Below are 24,599 nucleotides of genomic sequence, written 5' to 3'. Positions count from 1 at the left end.
CCGGACCAATGGCTGCACGTTTGAAAGAAGTCTACGACTCCAAGATCCGCGCCGCGCTCAAGAGCGAGTTCGGCTACAAGAACGACATGGAAGTTCCGCGGATCGAGAAGATCGTCATCAACATGGGTGTCGGCGAGGCTGTCGGCGACTCCAAGAAGATCCAGAACGCGGTGAGCGAACTCGCGGCGATCACCGGCCAGAAGCCGGTCGTCACGAAGTCCCGCAAGTCGATCGCGCAGTTCAAGCTGCGTGAAGGCATGTCGATCGGTTGCAAGGTGACCCTGCGCCGCGATCGCATGTACGAGTTCCTGGATCGTCTGGTTACGATCGCGTTGCCGCGTGTCCGCGACTTCCGCGGCATCCCGGGCAACAGCTTCGACGGCCGTGGCAACTATGCCATGGGCGTTAAGGAGCAGATCATTTTCCCGGAGATCGACTACGACAAGATCGATCAGATCCGCGGCATGGACATCATCTTTGTCACCTCGGCGAAGACCGACAAGGAGGCCAAGGCTCTCCTGAAGGCCTTCGACATGCCGTTTGTGGCCTGATTGGCTGGAGCACGACCCCATGGCTAAGACCAGTGCCATCGAGAAGAACAAGCGTCGCGCCAAGCTGGTGAAGCAGTTCGCCAACAAGCGTGCGCGTCTGAAGGCCATCGCCTCCGACCGTTCCCTCCCCCCGGAAGAGCAGTTCGCCGCCCGCCTCAAGCTGGCCGAGCTGCCGCGCAACTCGTCGAAGGTGCGCATCCGTAACCGCTGCGAAATGACCGGCCGTCCGCGGGCGTTCTATCGCAAGTTCAAGCTGTCCCGCGTCACCCTCCGTGAACTGGCCTCCACCGGCCAGATCCCGGGCATGGTGAAGTCGAGCTGGTAAGGAGGGTCGGAAAATGTCTTTGAGCGATCCGCTCGGCGATATGCTGACCCGCATCCGCAACGGTCAGCACGCCCGTATGTCTGTTGTGGAAAGCCCGGCGTCGAAGCTGCGCAGCAACGTCCTGGAAGTTCTGAAGCGTGAGGGCTACATCCGTGGCTACTCCGAGGAAGACGTCCGTCCCGGCGTTCGCAACCTGAAGATCGAGCTGAAGTATCACGAAGGCGAGCCTGTCATTAAGCAGATCGCCCGCGTGTCCAAGCCCGGTCGCCGCGTGTATTCGAAGATCACCGATCTGCCCCGCGTCTTCAACGGCCTGGGCATCGCGATCCTCTCCACGCCGCGCGGCGTGATGTCGGACAACGAGGCCCGCGCCGCCAATGTCGGCGGTGAAGTCCTCTGCCGCGTGTTCTAAGGGGGACCTCAGATGTCGCGCATTGGCAAGCATCCGGTGTCGGTCCCCGCTGGCGTTGACGTTGCCGTCAACGGCCAGCAGGTGACGGCCAAGGGGAAGCTGGGCTCGCTCAGCTTGACCCTCATCGACGACATTTCGGCCAAGCTGGAAGACGGCAAGGTCGTGGTCACCCCGGCGAACGACAGCAAGCGCGCCCGCACCATGTGGGCGACCTCGCGGACGCTGATCAACAACATGGTCACCGGCGTCAGCCAGGGCTACACCGTCAACCTCGAGATCAACGGCGTCGGTTACCGCGCGGCCGTGCAGGGCAAGGAGCTGGTCATGCAGCTCGGCTTCTCGCACGACGTGAAGTACCCGATCCCGGAGGGCATCACCATCAAGTGTGACAAGCCCACCGCGATCTCGGTGTCGGGCTTCGACAAGCAGAAGGTTGGTCAGGTCGCGGCGGAAATCCGCGGTTGGAAGAAGCCGGAGCCCTACAAGGGCAAGGGCATCAAGTACGACACCGAGACCATCCTCCGCAAGGAAGGCAAGAAGAAGTAAGGTCCGCCATGCTCAAGCCAAAGCAACTCCACGAGCGCCGCAAGCAGCGCGTGCGCGCGCAGATTGCCAAGAAGGCCGGCGGGCGGGCTCGCCTTTCGGTCTTCCGGTCCAATCTGCACATCTACGCCCAGATCATCGACGACGAGGCTGGCAAGACGCTGGCCTCCGCCTCCTCGCTGGAGAAGGAGCTGCGCGAGCAGCTCAAGCACGGCGGGAACGTCGAGGCTGCCAAGCGCATCGGCGCCCTGATCGCCGAGCGCGCCAAGGCGGCGGGCGTCACCGAGGTCGTGTTCGACCGTGGTGGCTACATTTACCACGGCCGGGTCAAGGCCCTGGCCGACGCCGCCCGCGAGGGCGGGCTGTCGTTCTAAGGAGGCTCCGAAATGGCACGTGAACGAGGCGAGCGGAGCGACCGCGAGCGGCAGCCGCGTGAGCGCGATCGGGAAGAAAGCGAGCTGATCGAAAAGCTCGTTGGCATCAACCGCGTCGCTAAGGTTGTGAAGGGTGGCCGTCGCTTCGGCTTCGCCGCCCTGGTGGTGGTCGGCGACGGCAAGGGCCGCGTCGGCGTCGGTTCGGGGAAGGCCCGCGAGGTGCCGGAAGCGATCCGCAAGGCGACCGACCAGGCGAAGCGCGGCATGATCCGCGTTCCGCTGCGCGAAGGCCGCACGCTGCACCATGACGCCAACGGCCACTTCGGTGCCGGCCGCGTCGTGCTGCGCACCGCCCCGGCCGGTACCGGCATCATCGCCGGCGGTCCGATGCGCGCGATCTTCGAGGCTCTGGGCGTCCAGGACGTCGTGACGAAGTCGATCGGCACGTCGAACCCGCACAACATGATCAAGGCCACCTTCGACGCCCTGTCGGCGGTGTCCAGCCCCCGCAGCGTCGCCGCCCGTCGCGGCCGCCGCGTGAGCGACATCCTCGGCAAGCGTGAAACCGGCGCCGCCGGTGCGCAGGAGGCTTGATCATGGCCGAGAAGAAGACCGTTATCGTCACCCAGACCGGCAGCCCGATCGGTCGCAAGCACGACCAGCGGGAAACGCTGATCGGCCTGGGTCTCAACAAGCTGCACCGGACCCGCGAGCTGGAGGACACTCCGGCCGTGCGGGGCATGATCGCCAAGGTCGCGCACCTGGTCCGCGTCGAGAACGAGGGCTGATGCCATGACGAAGCTGAACGATCTCCGGGACAACCCCGGCGCCCGCAAGGCCCGCATGCGCGTCGGCCGTGGTATCGGCTCGGGCAAGGGCAAGACCGGCGGCCGCGGCGTGAAGGGTCAGACCTCGCGCACCGGCGTTGCCATCAACGGCTTTGAAGGCGGCCAGATGCCCCTTCACCGCCGCCTTCCGAAGCGCGGTTTCCGCAACATCTTCGCGAAGGAATATTCGGTGGTGAACCTGGGCATGGTCCAGAAGGCCATCGACCTCGGCAAGCTCGACGCCTCCCAGACCATCGACGCGGTGGCCCTGGAAGCGTCGGGCGTGACGGGCAAGGTGAAGAAGGACGGCGTCCGTCTGCTGGGCAAGGGCGCCCTGACGACGAAGGCCAACTTCACCGTCGCCGGCGCCTCCAAGTCGGCGCTGGAAGCGGTTGAGAAGGTGGGCGGCAGCGTGACGCTGACCGGGCCCGCCGCCGAAGCCGCCGAGTGATCGGGTCGCCTGCGCTTGCGCGCGGGCGCCATCCGGCACAGAATGAAGCGTAGTTGCGAGGGGCGGCCTGCAGTCTGCAGGACCGCCCCGTTCGCACGTTAGGGACAGGGATACGACCCATGGCATCAGCGGCCGAGCAGCTTGCCGCGAACATTAACTTCGGTGCCTTTTCCAAGGCGACCGAACTGAAGAAGCGGATTTGGTTCACCCTTGGCGCCCTGATCATCTATCGCCTGGGCACCTACATCCCGCTTCCGGGCGTCAACCCGCAGATCCTGGCCGACATCTTCCGGCAGCAGGGCGGGGGCATCCTGGGCATGTTCGACATGCTGGCCGGCGGCGCGCTGCACCGCATGACGATCTTCGCCCTGAACATCATGCCGTACATCTCGGCCTCCATCATCGTGCAGCTCCTGACCGCGGTGTCGCCGCAGATGGAAGCGCTGAAGAAGGAAGGCGAGTCGGGCCGTAAGAAGCTGAATCAGTACACCCGCTTCGGCACCGTGCTGCTGGCCACCGTCCAGGCCTGGGGTCTCGCGGTCGGGCTGGAGTCGATGACGGGATCGCACGGCGCCGCCGTCGCCGATCCGGGCATGTTCTTCCGCATCGCCACGGTGATCACGCTCGTGGGCGGCACGCTGTTCCTGATGTGGCTGGGCGAGCAGATCACCGCCCGCGGCATCGGCAACGGCATCTCCCTCATCATTTTCGCCGGCATTGTCGCGGAGCTGCCGCGCGCGCTGGTCAGCACGCTGGAACTCGGCCGCACGGGCGCGTTGTCCACGGTGTTCATCATCTTCCTGCTGCTGATGGCCGTGGGTGTGGTGTTCTTCATCGTGTTCATGGAGCGCGCACAGCGCCGCCTGCTGATCCAGTATCCCAAGCGCCAGATGGGCAACCGCGTGTTCGGCGGCGAAGCGTCGCACCTGCCGCTGAAGCTGAACACGTCCGGCGTCATCCCGCCGATCTTTGCGTCGTCGCTGCTGCTGCTGCCGCTGACCGCCGTCGGCTTCGCGGGCGGGGAGGGGCCGGAGTGGCTGCAGGCTGTGTCGCGCTACATCGCGCACGGCACGCCGCTGTACATGCTGCTCTACAGCGCGCTGATCGTGTTCTTCTGCTTCTTCTACACCGCCATCGTGTTCAACCCGGCGGAGACCGCCGAGAACCTGCGCAAGTATGGCGGCTTCATCCCGGGCATCCGCCCCGGCAAGAACACGGCCGACTACATCGACTACGTGCTGACCCGCCTGACGGTGATCGGGTCGGCCTATCTTGTGGCGGTTTGTCTCCTGCCCGAAATCCTGATTTCCCAGCACTCGGTTCCGTTCTATTTTGGCGGCACCAGCCTGCTGATCGTGGTCACGGTCACGATGGACACGGTCGCGCAGATTCATTCCCATCTGCTGGCGCACCAGTACGAGGGGCTGATTAAAAAAGCGAAGCTTCGGGGGAGAAAGTAATGAATCTCATTCTGCTCGGACCGCCGGGCGCCGGGAAGGGGACCCAGGCGCGCCGTCTTGAGGACACGCGCGGGCTCGTCCAGCTTTCGACGGGCGACATGCTGCGCGCGATGGTCGCCGAGGGCGGTCCGCTGGGGCAGCAGGCGAAGGAGATCATGTCGGCCGGCAAGCTGATGCCGGACGAACTGATGGTCCAGATGATCGCCGAACGCATCTCGAAGCCCGACGTGAAGAACGGCTTCATCCTCGACGGGTTTCCGCGCACGGTCGCCCAGGCCGAGGCGCTGGACAAGATGCTGGCCGAGAAAGGCCTGAAGCTTGATCACGTGATCGAGATGAAGGTCGTGGACGACATCCTGGTCGAGCGCATCACCGGCCGTTACACCTGCGCCAAGTGCGGCAAGGGCTATCACGACACGTTCGAGAAGCCGAAGGTCGCGGGCGTGTGCGACTCGTGCGGCGGCACGGAGTTCAAGCGCCGTGCCGACGACAACGCCGACACGGTGAAGACCCGACTGGCCCAGTACCACGAGCAGACCGCGCCGATCCTGCCCTACTATCGGGACCGTGGCGTCCTGAAGACGGTGGACGGCATGGCCGAGATCGACGAGGTTACGAAGCAGATCGAGGCGCTTCTGGCCGCGTAAGGCGGTTGGACGGTGTTCGCTTAAGGAAAAAGCCGCAGGCTCCGGAAGGGCCTGCGGCTTTTTCTTTGCCAGCTTTTTTATGGACACGCGTTGGGAAGGGGAGGGCCGTTACGGTGTTCCGGGTTCGGTGGACGGTGCGGCCGCGGCATCGATCTTCGTCTGCATGTCGTTGTAGCGGTCCAGCACCCAGCCGAGGTGGGCAATCGCGGCGGAGGCGGCGGCGTCCGGGTCGCGCTTCTTGATGGCCTCGTAAATGGCGTGATGATGGTCGATCATCAGCGCCTCCTTGCCGAGCGCGAAAGGCTCGGTGTGGTGGTACTCCATCATCTGGCCGAGGATGTCGCGGATGGTCGCCAGCAGGTGCAGGTAGACCGGGCTGCCGGCCGCCTGGGCAACGGCCAGGTGGAAGTCCATGTCGTCGGCGGCGTGCTTGCCGTCGCGTCCGATCTCGCCCATGGCGGACAGGATGCGGCCGATGTGCTCGATCTGCTCCGGCGTGGCGCGTTCGGCGGCGCGGCGGGCGGCCCAGCCCTCAAGGGCTTGGCGGATTTCCACGAGGTCGCAGAGGTTGGCGTGCTTCACCCGCACCATCTCGGTCAGCGCGCCGTCCATGGCGCCGGCCGAGGACACGACGCGCGTGCCGCCGCCCTGGACGGCGGTGAGGAAGCCTTGGGTCTTCAGCTTTTGCAGCGCCGCGCGCACGGAAACGCGGCTGACGTGGAGTTGCTCGGCCAGTTGGCGCTCGCCCGGGAGGCGTTCGCCGGGCACCAGCTCGCCGCGGGCGATCCGCCCCAGGAGCTGTTCCGCCACCCACTCGGAAATGCGCTGCGACGACGTGGGGACGTGGACGGAGTCTTCGGCGTCGGACACGGTGGAAGTCCCCTTCATAAGCAGTCCGTTATAGGTCGTACCCGACTCGGGCGGAACCCGTCAACCGGGCATGCGCATCGTGGCGATTGCGCCGCATCATCGGCTGCCGCGGCGCGCCAGAAGGATGCCGGCGAGCACGATCAGCGCGCCGACGGCTTGCAGGAAGCCCAGCGGTTCGCCCAGCAGGATCCAGGCGAGAATCGCCGCCGCCGCCGGTTGGAACAACAGGCTGACGGAGGAGAACGCGGCCGGCAGATGGGCCAGCGCGTAGGCGATCAGGCTCTGTCCGCCGGCGTGGCTGATCAGGGCGAGCCCGATCAGCACGGCCCACCCGGTGGCGGTGGCGGCGATCAGGCTTTCCCCCGACAGCAGGGCGATGGGCAGCAGGGCGGCGCCGGTGATGACGCCGCTCCAGGTCATGATGGTGGCGGTGGAGAACTCGGCGCGCAGGCGGCCGACCGACAGGATGTAGCCGCCGTAGAAGACCGCGGTCAGCAGACCCAGCGCGTCACCGAACAGATGCTCCGGGCTGAGTTGCAGGCTGCGGCCCATCAGCACGACGGCGCCGGCCAGCGCCAGCGCGAGGCCGAGCACGAAGGTGCGGGTGAAACGCTCCTTGAACACCAGCCAGGACACCAGCGTCACGAAGATCGGCGCGAAGTTTGCGAGCAGCGTGGAGTTGGCGACCGAGGTGTATTTGATCGACCAGTGCCAGACCGCGAGGTCGCCCGCGAAGAACAGGCCGGCGGCGGTCAGCCGCGCGTAGTCGGAGGCGGAGGAGGGCGTGCGTGCGCGGCGTCCGCCCTTGGGCTCCACCTTGGATTCCAGGGCCATCCAGACCCACAGGGCGGGCACCGAGAAGCCCAGGCGCCAGAAGGCGGTCGCCACCGGCCCCAGCTCCGACAGGCGCACGAAAATCGGCGCGAAGGCGATGCCGAGCGCCCCCGTCAGAAGGGCAATCAGCGCGATCCGTTGCGTGCGGTCGATGGGGGCGGCGGGGGCGAAGCTGCTGGCGTCCGGCATGGCCGTCTTATACCGGACGTTGCTACCGCGCGCCAACGCGAGCCGCCGCATGGCTCACCTGCACCGGATAAGCCGGGTACGGGCGCCGGGCCGCAAGGGCGCGGGGCGCGTCGCCAGGCGGCCTATTCATCATCGTCCTCGTCTTCGTCGTCCTGGCTGTCGCCATCGTCATGGCCGCTGCCCAGCGGGCGGAGGTTCCTCGGCAACACGTTTTCGTCGTCGTCGTCACCGTAGCCGACGAAATGGACCGGGCAGCGGCCGTTCGACCGCAGCGGCGCCTTGACGACGGCTTCGTACCATTCACCGTCCGACCGCGCTTCGACGCGCTGTCCGGGCTGGCAAAGCGGCGCTTGGAGCGATTCGGCGGCCTGTGGGGCATAGCCGGGCGCGACCCGCACCGACTGCGGCGGTGGGACCTTGTCGCAATTGAAGGTGCAGACCTGCCGCGCGATCACCTGACCGCCGCAGTCGACGTAGCATTGGCGGTGGTCGGATTCGCACCGGCTTTCGCAACTGCTTGTGCTGCAACTGCGCTCGAAGTCGCTGGGGGACTTCTTGATTGGCTTCCTTTCGACCGTCTGGGTGTGCACGTAGGCGCGGTAGTCCATCATCGCACGCTCGCGCGCATCGGCTCGGCAGCTCTGCTGTTCCATCTGGCAGCTCTGGCGGCAGAAATTCTGCCCCTGCTGGCAGCTCATCACGCACATGCGCCCTTCGGCGCTCCTGGGCGGAACCATCGTGTATTGGGTGTCGTACATTGGTCCGCAGGCCGAAAGCGGCAGGAGGAGCAAGAACAAAAGGGCGCAAATCTGTTTCAGCATCACCGTCTCCGCCGTTTCGCCCGAAAACCTAGCAGTTTCGGAGTAGTTCTACCACGTTTGCCGGAGCTTCCGGTTCGCCCCAACCCCTGCGATACTGCCGGATCATGACGCCGCTCTCCCCTTGCCAACCAGCCGAGCATCAGCAGCCGGTGACCGGTCCGACGCCGGCGCGTGCGGCGTCGGTGCCATCGCTGCTCGGTCCCGGCGATCCGCCGCCGGTGACGGTGCTGAACCCGGACTCCAAAAGCCCCGTGCTGCTGCTGTGCGATCATGCGTCGCGGGCCATCCCGAAGGCGCTCGGCGACCTCGGCTTGCCGGAGGAGCAACTGTGCCGGCACATCGCCTACGACATCGGGGCGGCGGAGCTGACCAAGCGGTTGGCCGCGCGATTCGGAGCGACGGCGATCCTGTCCGGCTATTCGCGGCTGGTGATCGACCCCAACCGATCGCTGAACGACCCGACGGCCGTCCCCGTGGTCAGCGACGACGTGGTGATCCCCGCGAACCGGGCGCTCGACGCCCATGAGGAGCGGCGGCGGGTGGAGGCCATCTTCGTCCCCTACCACGACGCCATCGCGGCGGAGGTCGCGCGGCGGCGGGAGCGGGGGCAGGTGCCGGCGATCGTCTCCATCCACAGCTTCACGCCGGTGATGCGCGGCGTGGCGCGGCCCTGGCACGTCGGCGTGCTGTGGGACAACGACCCGCGCATTCCCATCCCGCTGATCACGCGGCTGCGCGCCGACGGGCGGTGGTGCGTGGGCGACAACGAACCCTATTCCGGGCGCACCACGCTGGGCGGAACGGTGGAGACGCACGCGACGCCGGCCGGCCTGCCCAACGTGCTGATCGAGGTGCGTCAGGACCTGATCGCCATTCCGGAGGGCGCGGCGCAATGGGCCAAGGTCCTGGGCGACGCGCTGGACCCGATCCTCGCCGACCCCGGCCTTTACCGGATCGAACTGTACCCGCGGGAGTGAGCATCCATGGAGCCGGCCTTCACGCTGGGTCTGGAAGAAGAATATCTGCTGGTCGACCGCAACACGCGCGACATCGCCCAGAATCCGCCGGAGGAGATGCTGGCCGCCTGCCAGGAGCAGGCGCCGGGCCGCATCCATCCGGAGTTCCTGCGCTGCCAGATCGAGGTCGGCACGCCGGTCTGTGCCACGGTCCAGGAGGCGCGGGCGGAACTGGCGGCGTTGCGCGCCACCGTGGCTGGGGTGGCGAGCGCCCACAACCTCGCCCCCATCGCCGCCTCCACCCATCCCTTCGCCGCGTGGGAACCGCAGAAGCACACCAACCGCGACCGCTACAACATGCTGGCGCGCGACCTCGGCGCCCCGGCGCGGCGGCTGATGATCTGCGGCATGCACGTCCATGTGGGGATCGAGGACGACGACCTGCGCATCGACCTGATGAACCAGGTCCGGTACTTCCTGCCGCACCTGCTGGCGCTGTCTACCTCCTCCCCCTTCTGGCGGGGGCGGGACATGGAGCGCAAGTCCTACCGCCTGTCGGTGTGGAACGAACTGCCGCGCACCGGCATGCCCGACGGCTTCCAGAGCTTCGGCGAGTACCAGCAGCAGGTGAACGTGCTGGTCAACGCCGGCATCATCGAGGACGCCAGCAAGCTGTGGTGGGACATCCGCCCGTCCTCGCGCTTCCCGACGCTGGAAATGCGCATCACCGACGTCTGCACGCGGTTGGATGACGCGGTGACGGTGGCGGCGCTCTACCAGTGCCTGCTGCGGATGCTGTGGCGGCTGAAGCTGAAGAACGTGACCTGGCGTCCTTACAAGAATCTGCTGATTGAGGAAAACCGCTGGCGCGCCCAGCGCTACGGCCTGGACGACGGGCTGGTGGACTTCGGCCGGGGGCGGATCGTCCCCTACGCCGACCTGATGGAGGAATTGTTCGAACTGACCCGCGAGGACGCCGAGCATTTCGGCTGCACCGCCGAGGTCGAGCACGCCCGTGACATCCTGAAGCGCGGGACGAGCGCCCACCGTCAGGTCGCTATTTACCGCGACGCGCTGGAGCAGGGGGCCACGGGCTGGGAGGCTCTGGCGCAGGTGGTGGACTGGTTGGCGGAGGAGACGGTCCTTGGGGTGGGGGAGGCGATTTGACCCGCCGCGTTGACGCCGATGCGACCTCCGCCTAAATTAATTCACGTTCGTGAGCGGATTTATGGTGGAGGCGTCGATGGGAGCCATGTTTACGGCTGGTGAGTTCACGGTGGCCGAAGCTGCTTTCGTCGCCGATGTCGAGCCGAAAATCGTGGACCGCGAGATCTCGGCGCGGGTCGTCGATTCCTCCGCAGGGCCGGGCGAACGGCGGGTCGGCCCGGATGCCGTCTACTATCTGTTCGCCATCAAGGAGTTCCGAAACGACTTTGGCAAAGACTTCCGCCGCAGAGTTTACGAGAATGTGCGCCGGACCTTGGCCGACCACAAGGCGGTCGTTTGCATCGGCGCGTTTGATCTTCCACTGGGCCGCATCAGGTCGGGAATCCAGGAGCGGATCGACCGATTGTCGAAGGTGAGGGCAATGGTCGAGCGGGATCCGCAGGTTTGCGGAGGCGAGCCCGTTCTGCGCGGCACCCGGATTCCGGTTCGGACCGTCGCCGGAATGCATCAGAAGGGTGTTTCCATTGCGGAAATCGCGCGGGAATACGGTCTGAATTTTGAAAGTATCGACGCGGCCGTGCTATACGACCAGCTCCACCCGCGTCGCGGGCGGCCGACTTCAATTGACGAGTCGGCCGAGTTCGAGCTGTTCGACGTCGAAGAGCATGCACCTTTTGCTGGATGAGAACATCGCCGTTTGTGCGTTGGAAGGCGATATGCTGTACGAGGCTCAACGTACGGTCGAAACGATCGGCTTGGGGCCAAAAGCCACGGACGAGGACATCTACGACTGCGTCAGGACAGGGCGCTTCGTGCTGGTCACCCAAAACGGGATCGACTTTGCCCGGCTCGCCATCGAGCGGGGCCATATTCCCGTTATCGTTCTGCCCAGCGGACAGCCACCCCAACGTCAGCGTGCCATGTTGCGACATGTCGCGCCGATTGCCGAAAAGGTGTTTGCACGTCGTCAGGATGTGTTCGTGGAATTGAAGGAAAACGGGCAAGTCTTCAGCTACCGCATCCGCCCGGGGATGGCATGGAAGGCGCGCCTCACCGGTGGAACGCCTTGACCTTTGCGTCATCCCCCCATACCCTCGGCGCCAATCAGCTCACGGAGTTGAGCAGGGCAGGCAAAACACGCATAAACACCGGAGGGCCGCTCGCAGTCGGGCGGCCCTCAACCTTTTCAGGGGGAAGGTCATGGCCGAGGCCAAGTTCCTCAAGTTCGACACGCTCAGCCTGCACGCGGGCCAGCGGCCCGATCCGACGACCGGGGCGCGGGCGGTGCCGATCTATCAGTCGACGTCCTTCGTCTTCGACGACACCGACCACGCCGCGTCGCTGTTCAACCTGGAGCGGGCCGGGCACATCTACTCCCGCATCTCCAACCCCACCGTGGCGGTGCTGGAGGAGCGGCTGGCGGCGCTGGAGGGCGGCGTCGGGGCGGTTTGCACGGCCAGCGGACAGGCGGCGCTGACGCTCGCCATCATGACGCTGATGGACGCGGGCGGGCACATCGTCGCCTCTTCCTCGATCTACGGCGGCAGCCGCAACCTGCTGGCCTACACGCTGCCGCGCTTCGGCATCACCACGACCTTCGTGAACCCGCGCGACCTGGACGGCTTCCGCAACGCCATCCGGCCGGAGACGCGGCTGGTGTTCGGCGAGGTGCTGGGCAATCCGGGGCTGGAGGTGCTGGACATCCCCAAGGTGTCGCAGATCGCGCACGACGCCGGGCTGCCGCTGATGGTGGACGCCACCTTCGTGACGCCGTACCTGTGCAAGCCGCTGAGCGTCGGTGCCGACCTCGTCATGCATTCCTGCACGAAGTGGCTGGCCGGGCACGGCGTCGCCATCGGCGGCGTGATCATCGACGGCGGCACCTTTGACTGGGAGGCGTCCGGCAAGTTCCCGACCCTGACCGAACCCTACGCCGGCTATCACGGCATCGACTTCGCGGAGGAGTTCGGCCCGGCCGCCTTCATAATGCGCGCCCGCGCTGAGGGCCTGCGCGACTTCGGCGCCTGCATGAGCCCGATGAACGCCTTCCAGATCCTGCAGGGCGTGGAGACGCTGCCGCTGCGCATGAAGGGGCACATCCACAACACCCGCAAGGTGGTCGGCTTCCTGGAGTCGGAGGCCTACGCCGAGAAGGGCTCGGTCGCCTGGGTCACCTATCCGGAGCTGGTGGACCACCCCGACCACCGGCTGTGCTCGAAGCTGCTGCCGCACGGCGCCGGGTCGATCATCTCCTTTGGAATCCGTTCTTCGGTTCCGGGGGGAGGCCGCGAGGCCGGGCGGCGCTTCATCGAGAAGCTGTCGCTGTTCTCGCACCTCGCCAACGTCGGCGACGCCAAGTCGCTGGTCATCCATCCCGCCAGCACCACCCACGCCCAGCTCGACGCCGAGGCGCTGAAGGCCAGCGGGGTGGGCGAGGACATGATCCGCCTGTCCATCGGGCTGGAGGACTGCGACGACCTGATCGACGATCTGCGCCAGGCGCTGCGCGCCGCGACGAAGGTGTGAGAAGAACCATGGAGCTTTCCGTCAACGGCCAGACCGTCTACGCCCACACCGGCGGCCAGCCCTTCGACCCGGCCAAGCCGGCGGTGGTGATGATCCACGGCGCCGGCATGGACCACACGGTGTGGAGCCTGCAAACCCGCTACCTCGCCCACCACGGGCGGTCGGTGCTGGCGGTGGACCTGCCGGGGCACGGCCGCTCCGGCGGCGCACCGCTGGACTCGGTCGAGGCGCTCGCGGACTGGGTCGTGGCTCTGCTCGACGCGGCGGGCGTCGCGAAGGCGGCGCTGGTCGGCCATTCCATGGGCGCGCTGGTGGCGCTGGAGACAGCGGCGCGGCACGGTAGCCGTGTCGAATCGCTGGCGTTGCTCGGCGTGGCGGAGACGATGCCGGTGCATCCGGACCTGCTGGCCGCCGCCGCGCTCAACGACCCGTCCTCCATCGAGCTGGTCATCGGCTGGGGGCACGGGCCGCGCGGCCATGTCGGCGGGGCGACCGCTCCGGGCCTGTCGCTGCTGCCCGGCGGGCGGCGGCTGATGCAGCGGGCCAGACCCGGCGTGCTGGGCGTGGACCTCGGCGCCTGCAACGCCTACGCGGGCGGCGTGCAGGCGGCCACGGCCGTGGCCTGTCGCGCGCTGTTCGTGCTGGGTGCCGCCGACCGCATGACACCGGCCAAGGCCGGCCGTGCCCTGGCCGCCCGCATCAAGGACTCGGAGGTCGTTACTCTGACCGGCATAGGCCATATGGTTATGACCGAAGCACCGGATGCGACTGTGGACGCCCTGGCGAAACACTTCGGTCTAAAAGGAAATTGAATTTCTTCGGCTTCATTGCCGTGGGATCATCATGCGTTAACGTTTGAGGCGCTTACTGGACGGACAAGGAGCCCCTAACGCGGGAGGGCCGGCCGTGCCGATCAATGAGCGCTACGTCCGCGCGTTGTTGGAGAACGCCAGCGATGTGATGGCGGTGGCCTCGCGCGACGGCCGTTTCATCCACATCGGCGGTGCCTCGCTGCGCGTCCTCGGCTACGAGCGGGAGGCGGTGGCGGGCACCGACCTGCTCGACTACCTGCATCCCGACGACCGCGCGGAGGCCGCTTGGCGCTTCGCGCGGCGCGTCGCCGAGCCGGACGCCGCCCTGGACCTGAGGGTCTTCCGCGTGCGCCACGCCGACGGGTCCTGGCGCCATGTGGAGGCGTCCGCGCACAACCTGCTCGCCGACCCGGATGTGCGGGGAATCGTCATCAACCTGCGCGACGTCACCGACCGGGTGGAGGCGGAGCAGCGCCTGCGGGACAGCGAGGCGCTGTACCAGACACTCGCCCGCTCCGCGCCGGTCGGCATCTTCCAGACCGACCCCGAGGGCGGAATCGTCTTCGCGAACCCGCGATTCGCGGCGATCACCGGGCTACCGCAGGACGCGCTGCATGGACGGGGCTGGCGCGACGCGGTCCATCCCGACGACCGCGCGCGGCTGGACACGGAATGGACCCGCTGCACGGTCGAGGGGCGGCCGATGCTGCTGGACCTGCGCTTCGTCGGGCCGATGGGCGTCACCACGTCGGTGCTGTGCCAAAGCTCCCCCCTGACCGACGCGGAGGGGCGTCTGCTCGGCTGCGTCGGCACGCTGACCGACATGACCGAGTATGTGCGCACGGCCGAAGCCCTGCTGATGGCGGAGGCGCGCACCGACGCCATCGTGGACACCGCCGCCGACGCGATCCTGACCGTCGACGATTCGGGCATGGTCCACAGCTTCAACCGGGCGGCGGAGGAGATGTTCGGCATTCCGGCGTCGGAGATCCGCTGGCAGAAGATCGACCGGCTGCTGCCGGCCCCGGACGGCGGGCCGTCCATGGACCTGTTGCGCGCCGTGCTGCCGGACGGTGCCGCGCCGGCGGTCGGCAAGGGGCACGACATCGTCGCGATGCGCGCCGACGGCACCCGCTTTCCGGCGGAACTGTCGGTCAGCGCCATCGAGGGCGGCGGGCGGCGCATGTTCACCGGCATCATCCGTGACATCACCGAACGCAAGCGCATCGAGCAGGAACTGATCCGTGCCAAGGAGGCCGCGGAGTCGGCCGACAAGGCCAAGTCCGCCTTCCTCCAGATCATGAGCCACGAGCTGCGCACCCCGCTGAACGCGGTCATCGGCTTTTCCCAGGTGATCGAGATGCGGCTGTTGGGGGCGGCGGAGGTGGACCGCTACACGGAATACGCGACCAGCATCCGCCAGTCGGGCGAGCATCTGCTGGGCATCATCGACGACATCCTGGACATCACCAAGATCGAGGCGGGCAACCTGGACCTGACCGACGGGCCGGTGGACCTGACCGATCTGGTCGGGCAGGGGCTCAACCTCGTCGCCATCCAGGCCGGCAAACGCGGCGTGGCGGTGTCCATCGACCTTCCCGACGGCATGCCCATGCTGTGGGGCGACGCGCAGCGGCTGCGTCAGGTGCTGGTGAACCTGCTGTCCAACGCGGTGAAGTTCTCCAAGGCGGGGGACACGGTCACCGTGGGCGCCCGGCAGGACGGGGAGGGCGGTGCCGCCCTGTTCGTGCGCGACACGGGAATCGGCATGGCGCCGGAGGACATTCCCAAGGCGCTGACCCCCTTCACCCAGGTCGACCAGTCGATGACCCGCGGCTATGAGGGGACCGGGCTGGGGCTGCCGATCTCCAAGCGGCTCGTCGAAGCCCACGGCGGCGCGCTGCACATCGACAGCGCGCCGGGGCAGGGCACCACCGTCACCGTGCGCCTGCCGGCGGAGCGCGTGATGAGCATGGCCGACTACCTGCGCGCCATGGGTGTATAGGGCGGGCGTGTAGGGCGGCCGCATTCCCGAATCTGCACACGCGAAAACGGCGCCCCGGTTTCCCGGGGCGCCGTCCGTTCTCCTTCAGGCCAGGGCAGACCGGTATGGTTACGCGGCCTGCTGGGTCAGGGCCGGCTTGTCCGTCCTGGCGGCGCTGTCGATCTTGATGGTGCGGGGCTTCATGGCCTCCGGCACCTCGCGCACCAGATCGATGTGGAGCAACCCGTTCAGCAGGTTGGCGTTCGACACCTTGATGAAGTCGGCAAGCTGGAAGCGGCGCTCGAAAGCGCGCCCGGCGATACCCCGGTAGAGGAATTGGCCGGTCTCCTGCTCCTTCTTAGCTTTGCCAGTGACCACCAGCGAATTCTGCTGGGCGGTGATCTCCAGGTCTTCCGGCCCGAAGCCGGCGACGGCCATGGTGATCCGGTAGGCGTCGTCGCCCGTCTTCTCGATGTTGTAGGGCGGGTAGGACGCCGCGCCCTCCTCGCCGGTCATCGCGGACTCCAGAAGCCGCGAGAGGCGATCGAAGCCGACGGTCGAACGGAACAGAGGCGAAAGGTCGTAGGTACGCATGACATATCCTCCAATCGAGCGATATTGCGTTCGGGGACCACGGCTTTCGTCAGCCCCCGACTTTGCGATGTCGTCGGACCCCGGCTGGGCGTCCGTCGATACCGCGAGAGATAAGGGACCGTTCGGCCTGTTCAAGAGGGCCTATGCGTTTTCCGAAACGACTTTTGAATCCGCCTTTAAACCCGCTTTTGAACCCACGTTTTCCGGGGCGTTTGGGGGGCTGTTCCCCGTGCGCTCACCCATTGTTCATCAATTGCGGCGAGGCTCGGGAACGGGCCATCCGGCCGCGGGAGGGGTACGGCCGTGATGGAAACACCGACCTTCTTCAACGGGACCTATGAAGAGACGATGGCGCTGCTGATCGAGGCGCGCAACTACATCGCCTATCATGAGGCCGTGCAAAACCGGACGACGCTGCCCCCGCACGTCCGTCTTCAGATTTCCTACGAATCGATGCGCGTGACCAGCCGCCTGACCCAGGTGATGGCGTGGCTGCTGGCGCAGAAGGCCGTCCACGCGGGCGAGATCACCCGCGAGCAGGCGGCAGGCGAGGAATTCGCGCTGTCCGGTGGCGATGTCTGCACCGATCCCTCCGGCCCCGACAACGGGGCTCTGCCGGAAGGGCTGCGCAGCCTATTGGAGCGCAGCTACAAGCTCTACATGCGCGTCGCCCGGCTGGACGAGCGGGCGCGGCAGGACCTTCAGCAGGCGGTCGGCTGATTGGGGCCGATATCGGGAAACGCCCCCGCCCATGACGGACGGGGGCGCCGGAGCATCAGGGGATCGGATCGATGGTGAAGTCCGTCGGGCACTTGTCCTTCACGAAGGCGGTGCACGCGCGCGGGTTCAGCGTCGTCTTGTCCAGGCAGATCTGGATTTCCTGAAGCGCGCCGCCGCGGTCGCACTGGACCTTCAGGCTGGCGTCCGACAGCTGCGGGTTGGCCTGCAGCAGGATCGCCTTGAAGTCCTTCAGCGAAATCTGCGCAAGGGTGTTGCGGGCCTTCAGGCGGTCCGGGACGTTGACGGCCTGGAAGGCCTTGATCTCGTTCTTGGCGTAGGCGACCGGCTCGGTCGTCGCGCAGGTGCCGTGCTTGGGCCACTCGTGATCGGTGAACAGCGCCGCGCTGGGGTTGCCCTGCACCGCGATGTCCACGGCTTCCTGCGGCACGGCCGGGGCGGGCTTGATGCAGTATTGCGGGTAGCCCGTGTCGTATTGCGGCCAGAGACCGTGCACGACGAAGCCGTTGTGCTTGTCGGGGCCGCACTGGGCCGTGTCGTCCTTGTGCGACTTGCAGTAGTCGGGCGACCAGGACAGGCTGAGCAGGTAGTAATCGAACTCGCCGGTCTTGCCGCGTGACGGCTGGTCGTTGCTCCCGCGGCGCGCTTCGGCGGCGGTGGCGGTCAGGGCGAGGGCCAACGCCACCGCGGCGCCGGCCAGGGCGAATTTCTTCGCAAACTTCTTCATGGACAATCCCCCGGTTGAACGGTTCCCAAGACCCCGGATCGGGGCCGGCACACCCCCGTGCGCCGCCGGCGGGTTGAACATTCCTGGGATCGTCCAGCCCGCCATGCGGGTGCGATGATGGTGTGATAATCAGAAAAAGAGAAAAACTTTTTACATATTCCCGCTTTCCCGGAATGCGGGCATGCGAAAAGGGCGCCCGGCGGACCGGACGCCCCTTTTCGTTTTGCGGAGAAGAAGCTTACTTCTTCAGGCCGAAGTTCGCGAAGCGCTTGTTGAACTTCGCGATCTGCCCGCCGGTGTCGAGCAGCTTCTGCACACCGGTCCAGGCCGGGTGCGACTTCGGGTCGATATCGAGGCGCAGCGTGTCGCCCGGCTTGCCCATGGTGGAGCGGGTCTTGAACGTGCTGCCGTCGGTCATCACCACGTTGATCTCGTGGTAGTCGGGATGGATGTCAGTCTTCATGGCCGGGGTTCCTGCAAAGCGAGCGGCGTCTATAGCAAAGCAGATCGCGTGATGCAACCGCGTTCCGCAGCCTTTTGACGCGGTCGCGCGCCTTGTTCCGGGGCTGTGACGTCGCTATATGCCCGTTTTTCCGTGCGCGCAGCACATTTTCCGCTGGGGAGCCCCGGTGTCCCGCCGTTCTTCCATACCCGATTCCGCCGATACCCGCCCCGAGTCACGGCGCCGCGACCTGACTCCGCTGCGTCGGCTCGTGCCGTTCCTGATGCCGTACAAGCTCCAGATCCTCGGCGCGCTGGCGGCGCTGACGGTCGCGGCGGGCACTGTGCTGGGCATGGGGCAGGGGCTTCGGGTGCTGGTGGACCAGGGCTTCGCCGCCGGCGACTCCTCGCTGCTGGACCGGGCGCTGCTGGTGCTGCTGGGCGTCATCGTTCTGATGGCGCTGTCCACCTACGGGCGCTTCTTCCTGGTGAGCTGGATCGGCGAGCGGGTGGTGGCCGACATCCGCCGCGCCGTCTACGACCATGTGCTGACGCTCTCCCCCGGCTTCTTCGAGACGACCAAGACCGGGGAGATCCTGTCGCGCCTGACCACCGACACGGAGGTGTTGCAGGTGGTCGTCGGCTCCTCCGTTTCCATCGCGCTGCGCAACCTGCTGCTGTTCCTGGGCGGCACGGCGATGCTGCTGATCACCTCGCCCAAGCTGACCGGGCTGGTGTTCCTGGTCGTGCCGCTGGTCGTCTTCCCCATCGTGCTGTTTGGCCGTCGCGTGCGCGCCCTGTCGCGCGCCAGCCAGGACAAGATCGCCGACATCGGCTCCTTCGTGGAGGAGACGCTGGGCGCCATCCGCACGATGCAGGCCTACACGCACGAGGCGCTGGACCGCGGCCTGTTCGGCGCGCGGGTGGAGGACGCCTTCGCCACGGCGATCCGGCGCGTGCGGGTGCGCGCGCTGCTGACGGTGATCGTCATCGTGCTGGTCTTCGGCTCGGTCGGCATCATCCTGTGGATCGGCGGGCACGACGTGCTGGCGGGCCGGTTGTCGGCGGGGCAGCTGTCGGCCTTCGTCATCTATTCGGTGGTCGTCGCCGGCTCCGTCGGGGCGATCAGCGAGGTGATCGGCGACCTCCAGCGCGCCGCCGGCGCGACGGAGCGGCTGTTCGCGCTGCTGGCCACCCAGCCGGACATCCGCGCTCCGGCCAGCTCGGTCGCGCTGCCCGTTCCGCCGCAAGGGGCGCTGTCCTTCGACGCCGTGCGCTTCCATTACCCCTCGCGGCCCAAGGACGCGGCGCTGGAGGGTTTCACGCTGGAGGTCGGGCAGGGCGAGACGGTGGCGCTGGTCGGTCCGTCGGGGGCCGGCAAGACGACGGTGTTCCAGCTCCTGCTGCGCTTCTACGACCCGCAGGCCGGGGCGATCCGGCTGGACGGCGTGGACATTCGCGACGCCGACCCGGTGGAGGTGCGCCGCCGGCTCGGCCTCGTGTCGCAGGACCCGGTCATCTTCTCGGCCAACGCCTGGGAGAACATCCGCTACGGCCGCCCCGACGCCACGGACGCAGAGGTCCGCGCCGCCGCCGAGGCCGCCCACGCGACGGAGTTCCTGGACGCCCTGCCGGAGGGATTCGACACCTTCCTGGGCGAGAAGGGCGTGCGGCTGTCCGGCGGCCAGCGCCAGCGGCTGTCCATCGCCCGCGCGATCCTGCGCGACCCGCCCGTCCTGCTGCTGGACGAGGCGACGAGCGCGCTGGACGCGGAGAGCGAGCGCATGGTGCAGGACGCGCTGGACACGCTGATGAAGGGGCGCACGACGCTGATCATCGCGCACCGGCTGGCGACCGTGCTGAACGCCGACCGCATTGTGGTCATGGACCAGGGCCGGGCCGTCGCGTCCGGCCGGCATGCCGAGCTTGTGCGGGAGGGCGGCCTCTACGCCCGCCTCGCCGCCCTGCAGTTCGACCGGGCCGCCGAATAGAGCGTATTCTCAGGGTCCGGGAACCCCCCGTCCGCCATCCATGTTCCTGAAAGAGGTGGAACTCCGGATGGACGCGCATGGACGGCGGATTGACGAACTGGCTGGTCGAGGTGATGCACGCGATGAATTACGCGGGCATCTTCCTGCTGCTCGTGCTGGCGAGGGTGATCCCGCCCATTCCGGCGGAGTCGGTCATCCCGCTGGCCGGGCTGGCCGCCGCCCATGGGGAATACAGCCTGTTCGGCATCGCGCTGGCCGGCGGGCTGGGCTCGCTGGTCGGGCAGCTCGTCTGGTTCCTGCCGAGCCGGCTGCTCGGCCGCGACCGGCTGGAGGCCTTCCTCAAGCGCTACGGCCACTGGCTGACCATCCACCCGAAGAAGGTCCGGCGCAGCACCGACTGGTTCGCCAAGCGCGGCGGCCTCGCCGTCTTCCTGACGCAGCCGGTGCCGGGGGTGCGCACGCTGATCTCCATCCCGGCGGGGGCCTGCCGGATGTCGATCCCGCTCTATTGCTTCTATTCGGGTTTGGGCTCGATCCTGTGGACGCTGGTGCTGGCCTGGACCGGCTACATGCTGTCCACATGGCCCTTCGCGCACCGGCTGATCGGCTATTTCACGGTCGGGCTGCTGGTGGTGCTGGTGGGGCTCTATCTCGTGCGGCTGGTCCAGCATTTCCGCACGATCCGCCGCGACCCGGCGGCGCGGGGCGCAGGGCTCAGCCCATCGCCCAACCGGCCATGCCCGTGACGGCCATTCCAAGCGCCCACAGGCCGAATCCGGCCAGCGCCACGCCGGTGCAGTGATTCAGCAGCGTCAGCCGCTGGTCGGAGATGCGGTGACGGACGGCGGCGACGCCCATGGACAGGGCGAACCACCACAGGCAGGCGCCGGTGAACACGCCGGCCACCAGCGTGCTGGCGTCGACCCGCCCGAGGTTCCCGCCCAGGCCGAAGCCGGCGAAGATGGCGATGAAGGCCATGATGGTGGCGGGGTTGGTCAGCGTCAGCGACAGCCCGGTCAGGAAACCGCCGAAGAAGGACGGAGTGTCGGGGGCGGTCGCCGCCTCGCGCTCCTCCTCCTCGGGCTTTTGCCGGAAGGTGCGGATGGCGACCGCGATCAGGAAGATGCCGCCGACCAGCTGGAAGGCGACCTCGTGCCCTTGAAGAAAGTCGAGCGCTGCGGACACGCCGAAGGCGGCGATGGCGCCGTAGATGGTGTCGGCGACGGCGGCGCCGAATCCGGTGAAGAAGCCCATCAGCGGGCCGTGCTGGAGCGTGCGGCGGATGCAGAGCAGCCCGATGGGTCCTACCGGGGCGGCTATGGCGATCCCGAGGACGATGCCTTGCAGCAGCACCACCAACCCATGCACGCCCGATGCCCCCCGTAAGCCTGTTCCGGTCCGTTCGGATTATGACGCCTGTGTGACGGCAACGGAACGGCTCAATGTTCGACGTTCGGCGTTTCCGTCCGGACGCTGGCGGGCGTGATAGCCCTCCACCGCCGCTGCGTCAACCGGCGAGGCCGGGATTTGATCCGCGAACGCTGTGACCTGCGGCGGCAATTCCCCTGTTTCGCGGTGGGGGGAGCGGCTATCCTGACCGCCACGGCTCCGCAGAACGGGCTGATTCGGAATGTGATTGGGCCAATTATGAACGGGGAAGGGCGACAACGATGATGAAGCGCATCCTGACGGCTCTGGTCCTGTCCTTCACGGCGGGCGCCGGCCCCGTCCTGGCGGCGGACGAGTTCGTGCCGGCCGTCGTGTTCGACCAGGGCGGCAAGTTCGACAAGTCCTTCAACGAGGCGGCCTACAACGGGGCGGAGCGCTTCAAGAAGGAAACCGGCATCAATTACCGCGAGTTCGAAATCACCAACGAAAGCCAGCGCGAGCAGGCCATGCGCAACATGGCCCGGCGCGGCGCCACCGTCGTCGCGGCGGTCGGCTTCTCGCAGACCGCCGCCGTGGACAAGGTTTCGCGCGAGTTCCCCAACACAAAGTTCTGCCTGATCGACGACAAGCTGGACCTGCCGAACGTCCAGTCCGTGACCTTCAAGGAGCATGAGGGCTCCTTCCTCGTCGGCATGCTGGCCGCGCTGGCGTCGAAGACCGGCAAGGTCGGCTTCATCGGCGGCATGGACATCCCGCTGATCCGCAACTTCCTGACCGGCTACGAGCAGGGCGTGAAACACGTCAAGGCCGATGGCGAGGTCATCGTCAACATGACCGGCACCACCCCGGCCGCCTGGAACGACCCGACACGCGGCGCGGAGCTGGCGAAGAGCCAGTTCGGCCGCGGCGCCGACATCGTCTTCGCGGCGGCGGGCGCCACGGGTCTCGGCGTGCTCCAGGCGGCGGTCGATGCGGGCAAGCTGGGCATCGGTGTGGACAGCAACCAGAACTGGGTCCATCCGGGCAAGGTGCTGACCTCCATGGTCAAGCGCGTGGACGTCACCGTCTACGACTGCATGAAGTCCGCCAAGGAGGGAACCTGGAAGGCCGGGCACCGCGTCGTCGGCCTGAAGGAGGAGGGCGTGGGCTACGCGCTGGACGAGAACAACCGCAAGCTCGTCACGCCGGAGATGGAAAAGGCCGTCGAGGACGCCAAGCAGCAGATCATCGCCGGGCAGCTTCCGGTGAAGCCGTACCAGCCGTAAGGCTCCCGACTTGAGGCCCCCTCCCTAACCCTCCCCCGCTTCGCGGGAGAGGGAACTCGCCCGCAAGCTTCCAAAGCCCTCTCCCGCGTCAGCGGGGGAGGGAGGGGGCCAAGCTTAGCCACCTTGAAGAACCTCCCCATGCCCGACGCCCCGACCGCAGCCCCCGTCACCGCCACCGCCCCGCCGGCCCTTGAGGCCCGCGGGGTGAACAAGTGGTTCGGCGCCAACCACGCCAACCGCGACGTGTCGCTGAGCGTGCCCAAAGGCACAATCCACGGCGTGATCGGCGAGAATGGGGCCGGCAAGTCGACGATCATGAGCATCGTCTACGGCTACCTCCAGCCCGACAGCGGGGAGATCCGGGTGGACGGACGCCCGGTTGCGGTCCGCAGCCCGCGCGACGCGCTGGCCACCGGCATCGGCATGGTCCACCAGCACTTCATGCTCGTCGATCCCTTCACCGTGCTGGAGAATGTCCTGCTGGGGGCGGAAGGCGGCGTGACGCTGGCGGCGGGGATGGAGCGGGCGCGGGCCGAGCTGGCGCGGCTCGCCCGCGACTACGGGCTGGAGGTGGACCTCGACAGCCCGGTCGGCGATCTGGCCGTGGGCGCGCAGCAGCGCGTGGAGATCCTGAAGGCGCTCTACCGGGGCGCCGACATCCTGATCCTGGACGAACCCACCGGCGTCCTGACCCCGCAGGAGACCGACCACCTGTTCCGCATCCTCCGCGCGTTGCGGGAGCAGGGGAAAACCATCGTCATCATCACCCACAAGCTCCGCGAGATCATGGAGCTGACCGACAACGTCACGGTTATGCGGCGGGGCGAGGTGGTGGCGAACGTCCGCACCGCCGAGACCAGCCGGGAGCGGCTCGCCGAACTGATGGTGGGCCGCAAGGTCCTGCTGCGCGTGGAGAAGACGCCGGCCAAGCCCGGCCCCGTGGTGCTGGAGGCGGCGGGCCTGCGCGTCCGCGACCGCTCCGGCGTGGAGCGGGTGAAGGGCGTCGGCTTTTCGGTGCGGGCGGGGGAGATCGTCGGCATCGCCGGCGTGTCCGGCAACGGCCAGTCGGAACTGCTGGAGGCGCTGGCCGGCATGCGGCCCCTCGCCGGCGGCTCGGTCTCCTTGCGCGGGGAGGAGCTGGCCGACCGGCCGGGCCTGTTCAACGCGAAGGCGCTGCGTAGCTTGCGCGTCGGCCATGTGCCGGAGGACCGGCAGCGCGTCGGCCTCGTCACCGGCTTCGAAGCGCGGGAATGCGCCATCCTCGGCTATCACGACGACGCGGCCTACAACGGGCGCGTCCTGACGGACCGCACCGCCGTGCTCGCCCGCTGCGAGTCGGAGATGGAGGCCTACGACGTCCGCCCGCGCGACCCGCGCCTGCGCGCCGCCAACTTCTCCGGCGGCAACCAGCAGAAGATCGTGCTGGCCCGCGAGATCGAGCGGAACCCGGACCTGCTGCTGGTCGGCCAGCCGACGCGCGGCGTGGACATCGGCGCCATCGAGTTCATCCACAAGCGCCTCGTGCGCCTGCGGGACGAGGGCAAGGCGATCCTGCTGGTGTCGGTGGAGCTGGACGAGATCGTCAGCCTGTCCGACCGCATCCTCGTCATGTTCGACGGCCGCCTGATGGGCGAGGTCGCCCCGGCGGACGCCGACGAGCGCCGGCTGGGCCTGATGATGGCGGGGGTGGAGGCGGCTGCGTAGA

General features: G+C 67.4%; 29 protein-coding genes. 22 read left to right on the top strand and 7 right to left on the bottom strand.

Features of this window, described 5'->3' with window-relative positions:
- Positions 1–8: 8 nt before the first annotated feature.
- The 10 genes from rplE to ACSVC7_RS27010 all read left to right on the top strand — a co-directional run bounded on the left by rplE (position 9) and on the right by ACSVC7_RS27010 (position 5,590).
- Positions 9–551: a 50S ribosomal protein L5 gene (gene rplE, locus ACSVC7_RS27055; protein ID WP_448206814.1), complete on the top strand. Its 543-nt coding sequence runs from the start codon at positions 9–11 to the stop codon at positions 549–551.
- Positions 552–570: 19 nt separating this feature from the next.
- Positions 571–876, top strand: coding sequence for a 30S ribosomal protein S14 (gene rpsN, locus ACSVC7_RS27050; protein ID WP_448206815.1), 306 nt, complete (start codon positions 571–573; stop codon positions 874–876).
- Positions 877–889: 13 nt separating this feature from the next.
- Positions 890–1,288, top strand: coding sequence for a 30S ribosomal protein S8 (rpsH, locus tag ACSVC7_RS27045; RefSeq protein WP_448206816.1), 399 nt, complete (start codon positions 890–892; stop codon positions 1,286–1,288).
- Between the two features lie 12 nt (positions 1,289–1,300).
- Entirely contained in the window at positions 1,301–1,834 is a 534-nt protein-coding gene (gene rplF, locus ACSVC7_RS27040; protein WP_448206817.1) for a 50S ribosomal protein L6, read from the top strand.
- An 8-nt stretch (positions 1,835–1,842) separates the two neighbouring features.
- Positions 1,843–2,205 carry a 50S ribosomal protein L18 gene (gene rplR, locus ACSVC7_RS27035; RefSeq protein WP_448206818.1) on the top strand — a complete coding sequence of 121 codons (363 nt, stop codon included), beginning with the start codon at positions 1,843–1,845 and terminating at the stop codon, positions 2,203–2,205.
- Between the two features lie 12 nt (positions 2,206–2,217).
- Positions 2,218–2,799: a 30S ribosomal protein S5 gene (gene rpsE, locus ACSVC7_RS27030; protein WP_448206819.1), complete on the top strand. Its 582-nt coding sequence runs from the start codon at positions 2,218–2,220 to the stop codon at positions 2,797–2,799.
- 2 nt (positions 2,800–2,801) lie between these two features.
- Positions 2,802–2,993, top strand: a complete 192-nt coding sequence (rpmD, locus tag ACSVC7_RS27025; protein ID WP_209767527.1) for a 50S ribosomal protein L30 — start codon at positions 2,802–2,804, stop codon at positions 2,991–2,993.
- Between the two features lie 4 nt (positions 2,994–2,997).
- Positions 2,998–3,483, top strand: a complete 486-nt coding sequence (rplO, locus tag ACSVC7_RS27020) for a 50S ribosomal protein L15 (RefSeq protein WP_448206820.1) — start codon at positions 2,998–3,000, stop codon at positions 3,481–3,483.
- A gap of 119 nt (positions 3,484–3,602) precedes the next feature.
- Positions 3,603–4,943, top strand: a complete 1,341-nt coding sequence (secY, locus tag ACSVC7_RS27015) for a preprotein translocase subunit SecY (protein ID WP_448206821.1) — start codon at positions 3,603–3,605, stop codon at positions 4,941–4,943.
- Positions 4,943–5,590: an adenylate kinase gene (locus ACSVC7_RS27010; RefSeq protein ID WP_448206822.1), complete on the top strand. Its 648-nt coding sequence runs from the start codon at positions 4,943–4,945 to the stop codon at positions 5,588–5,590. Before secY ends, ACSVC7_RS27010 begins: the two co-directional genes overlap by 1 nt.
- A gap of 108 nt (positions 5,591–5,698) precedes the next feature.
- Here ACSVC7_RS27010 and ACSVC7_RS27005 read toward each other — a convergent pair whose 3' ends face one another.
- The 3 genes from ACSVC7_RS27005 to ACSVC7_RS26995 all read right to left on the bottom strand — a co-directional run bounded on the left by ACSVC7_RS27005 (position 5,699) and on the right by ACSVC7_RS26995 (position 8,304).
- Positions 5,699–6,460 carry a FadR/GntR family transcriptional regulator gene (locus ACSVC7_RS27005; RefSeq protein WP_448206823.1) on the bottom strand — a complete coding sequence of 254 codons (762 nt, stop codon included), beginning with the start codon at positions 6,458–6,460 and terminating at the stop codon, positions 5,699–5,701.
- Positions 6,461–6,556: 96 nt separating this feature from the next.
- Entirely contained in the window at positions 6,557–7,483 is a 927-nt protein-coding gene (locus ACSVC7_RS27000; RefSeq protein ID WP_448206824.1) for a DMT family transporter, read from the bottom strand.
- A 122-nt stretch (positions 7,484–7,605) separates the two neighbouring features.
- On the bottom strand, positions 7,606–8,304 hold the full coding sequence (locus tag ACSVC7_RS26995; protein ID WP_448206825.1) for an Aq_678 family protein: 699 nt from the start codon (positions 8,302–8,304) through the stop codon (positions 7,606–7,608).
- A gap of 104 nt (positions 8,305–8,408) precedes the next feature.
- Between ACSVC7_RS26995 and ACSVC7_RS26990 the strand changes: the two genes are divergently transcribed.
- The 7 genes from ACSVC7_RS26990 to ACSVC7_RS26960 all read left to right on the top strand — a co-directional run bounded on the left by ACSVC7_RS26990 (position 8,409) and on the right by ACSVC7_RS26960 (position 15,770).
- Complete coding sequence (locus ACSVC7_RS26990) at positions 8,409–9,281, top strand: N-formylglutamate amidohydrolase (RefSeq protein WP_448206826.1); 873 nt, start codon at positions 8,409–8,411, stop codon at positions 9,279–9,281.
- 6 nt (positions 9,282–9,287) lie between these two features.
- Positions 9,288–10,427, top strand: coding sequence for a carboxylate-amine ligase (locus ACSVC7_RS26985; RefSeq protein ID WP_448206827.1), 1,140 nt, complete (start codon positions 9,288–9,290; stop codon positions 10,425–10,427).
- 76 nt (positions 10,428–10,503) lie between these two features.
- Entirely contained in the window at positions 10,504–11,112 is a 609-nt protein-coding gene (locus ACSVC7_RS26980; protein ID WP_448206828.1) for a DUF433 domain-containing protein, read from the top strand.
- Entirely contained in the window at positions 11,093–11,497 is a 405-nt protein-coding gene (locus tag ACSVC7_RS26975; RefSeq protein WP_448206829.1) for a DUF5615 family PIN-like protein, read from the top strand. The genes ACSVC7_RS26980 and ACSVC7_RS26975 overlap by 20 nt, the downstream gene beginning before the upstream one ends.
- A gap of 130 nt (positions 11,498–11,627) precedes the next feature.
- Positions 11,628–12,953 carry an O-acetylhomoserine aminocarboxypropyltransferase gene (locus ACSVC7_RS26970; RefSeq protein WP_448206830.1) on the top strand — a complete coding sequence of 442 codons (1,326 nt, stop codon included), beginning with the start codon at positions 11,628–11,630 and terminating at the stop codon, positions 12,951–12,953.
- A gap of 8 nt (positions 12,954–12,961) precedes the next feature.
- Positions 12,962–13,765 (top strand): alpha/beta fold hydrolase, encoded by an 804-nt coding sequence (locus ACSVC7_RS26965; protein ID WP_448206831.1) that lies wholly within the window; start codon positions 12,962–12,964, stop codon positions 13,763–13,765.
- Positions 13,766–13,859: 94 nt separating this feature from the next.
- Positions 13,860–15,770, top strand: a complete 1,911-nt coding sequence (locus ACSVC7_RS26960; protein ID WP_448206832.1) for a PAS domain S-box protein — start codon at positions 13,860–13,862, stop codon at positions 15,768–15,770.
- 108 nt (positions 15,771–15,878) lie between these two features.
- Here the strand turns inward: ACSVC7_RS26960 and ACSVC7_RS26955 are convergent, their stop codons facing one another.
- Positions 15,879–16,343 (bottom strand): Hsp20 family protein, encoded by a 465-nt coding sequence (locus tag ACSVC7_RS26955; protein ID WP_448206833.1) that lies wholly within the window; start codon positions 16,341–16,343, stop codon positions 15,879–15,881.
- Positions 16,344–16,649: 306 nt separating this feature from the next.
- On the opposite strand from ACSVC7_RS26955, the gene ACSVC7_RS26950 reads away from it, so the two are divergent.
- Entirely contained in the window at positions 16,650–17,063 is a 414-nt protein-coding gene (locus ACSVC7_RS26950; protein ID WP_448206886.1) for a DUF1465 family protein, read from the top strand.
- A 55-nt stretch (positions 17,064–17,118) separates the two neighbouring features.
- Here ACSVC7_RS26950 and ACSVC7_RS26945 read toward each other — a convergent pair whose 3' ends face one another.
- Together ACSVC7_RS26945 and rpmE are read right to left on the bottom strand one after the other, a co-directional pair.
- Complete coding sequence (locus tag ACSVC7_RS26945; protein WP_448206834.1) at positions 17,119–17,808, bottom strand: ribonuclease T2 family protein; 690 nt, start codon at positions 17,806–17,808, stop codon at positions 17,119–17,121.
- A gap of 238 nt (positions 17,809–18,046) precedes the next feature.
- Positions 18,047–18,271 carry a 50S ribosomal protein L31 gene (gene rpmE, locus ACSVC7_RS26940; protein WP_145626362.1) on the bottom strand — a complete coding sequence of 75 codons (225 nt, stop codon included), beginning with the start codon at positions 18,269–18,271 and terminating at the stop codon, positions 18,047–18,049.
- A 184-nt stretch (positions 18,272–18,455) separates the two neighbouring features.
- Between rpmE and ACSVC7_RS26935 the strand changes: the two genes are divergently transcribed.
- Positions 18,456–20,240, top strand: coding sequence for an ABC transporter transmembrane domain-containing protein (locus ACSVC7_RS26935; RefSeq protein WP_448206887.1), 1,785 nt, complete (start codon positions 18,456–18,458; stop codon positions 20,238–20,240).
- Positions 20,241–20,317: 77 nt separating this feature from the next.
- A complete protein-coding gene (locus tag ACSVC7_RS26930) occupies positions 20,318–20,986 on the top strand; it encodes a DedA family protein (RefSeq protein WP_448206835.1) in 669 nt (222 codons plus the stop codon).
- Here the strand turns inward: ACSVC7_RS26930 and ACSVC7_RS26925 are convergent.
- Positions 20,955–21,608 (bottom strand): LysE family translocator, encoded by a 654-nt coding sequence (locus tag ACSVC7_RS26925; RefSeq protein WP_448206836.1) that lies wholly within the window; start codon positions 21,606–21,608, stop codon positions 20,955–20,957. The genes ACSVC7_RS26930 and ACSVC7_RS26925 overlap by 32 nt on opposite strands.
- A gap of 302 nt (positions 21,609–21,910) precedes the next feature.
- On the opposite strand from ACSVC7_RS26925, the gene ACSVC7_RS26920 reads away from it, so the two are divergent.
- On the top strand, positions 21,911–22,894 hold the full coding sequence (locus ACSVC7_RS26920) for a BMP family lipoprotein (protein WP_448206837.1): 984 nt from the start codon (positions 21,911–21,913) through the stop codon (positions 22,892–22,894).
- 138 nt (positions 22,895–23,032) lie between these two features.
- Entirely contained in the window at positions 23,033–24,598 is a 1,566-nt protein-coding gene (locus tag ACSVC7_RS26915) for an ABC transporter ATP-binding protein (RefSeq protein ID WP_448206838.1), read from the top strand.
- Position 24,599: the final 1 nt, after the last annotated feature.

The organism is Azospirillum mesophilum (genome assembly GCF_053470405.2).
Note: the sequence above shows the minus strand (reverse complement) of the source record. Positions and strands in the feature narration are given on the sequence as shown.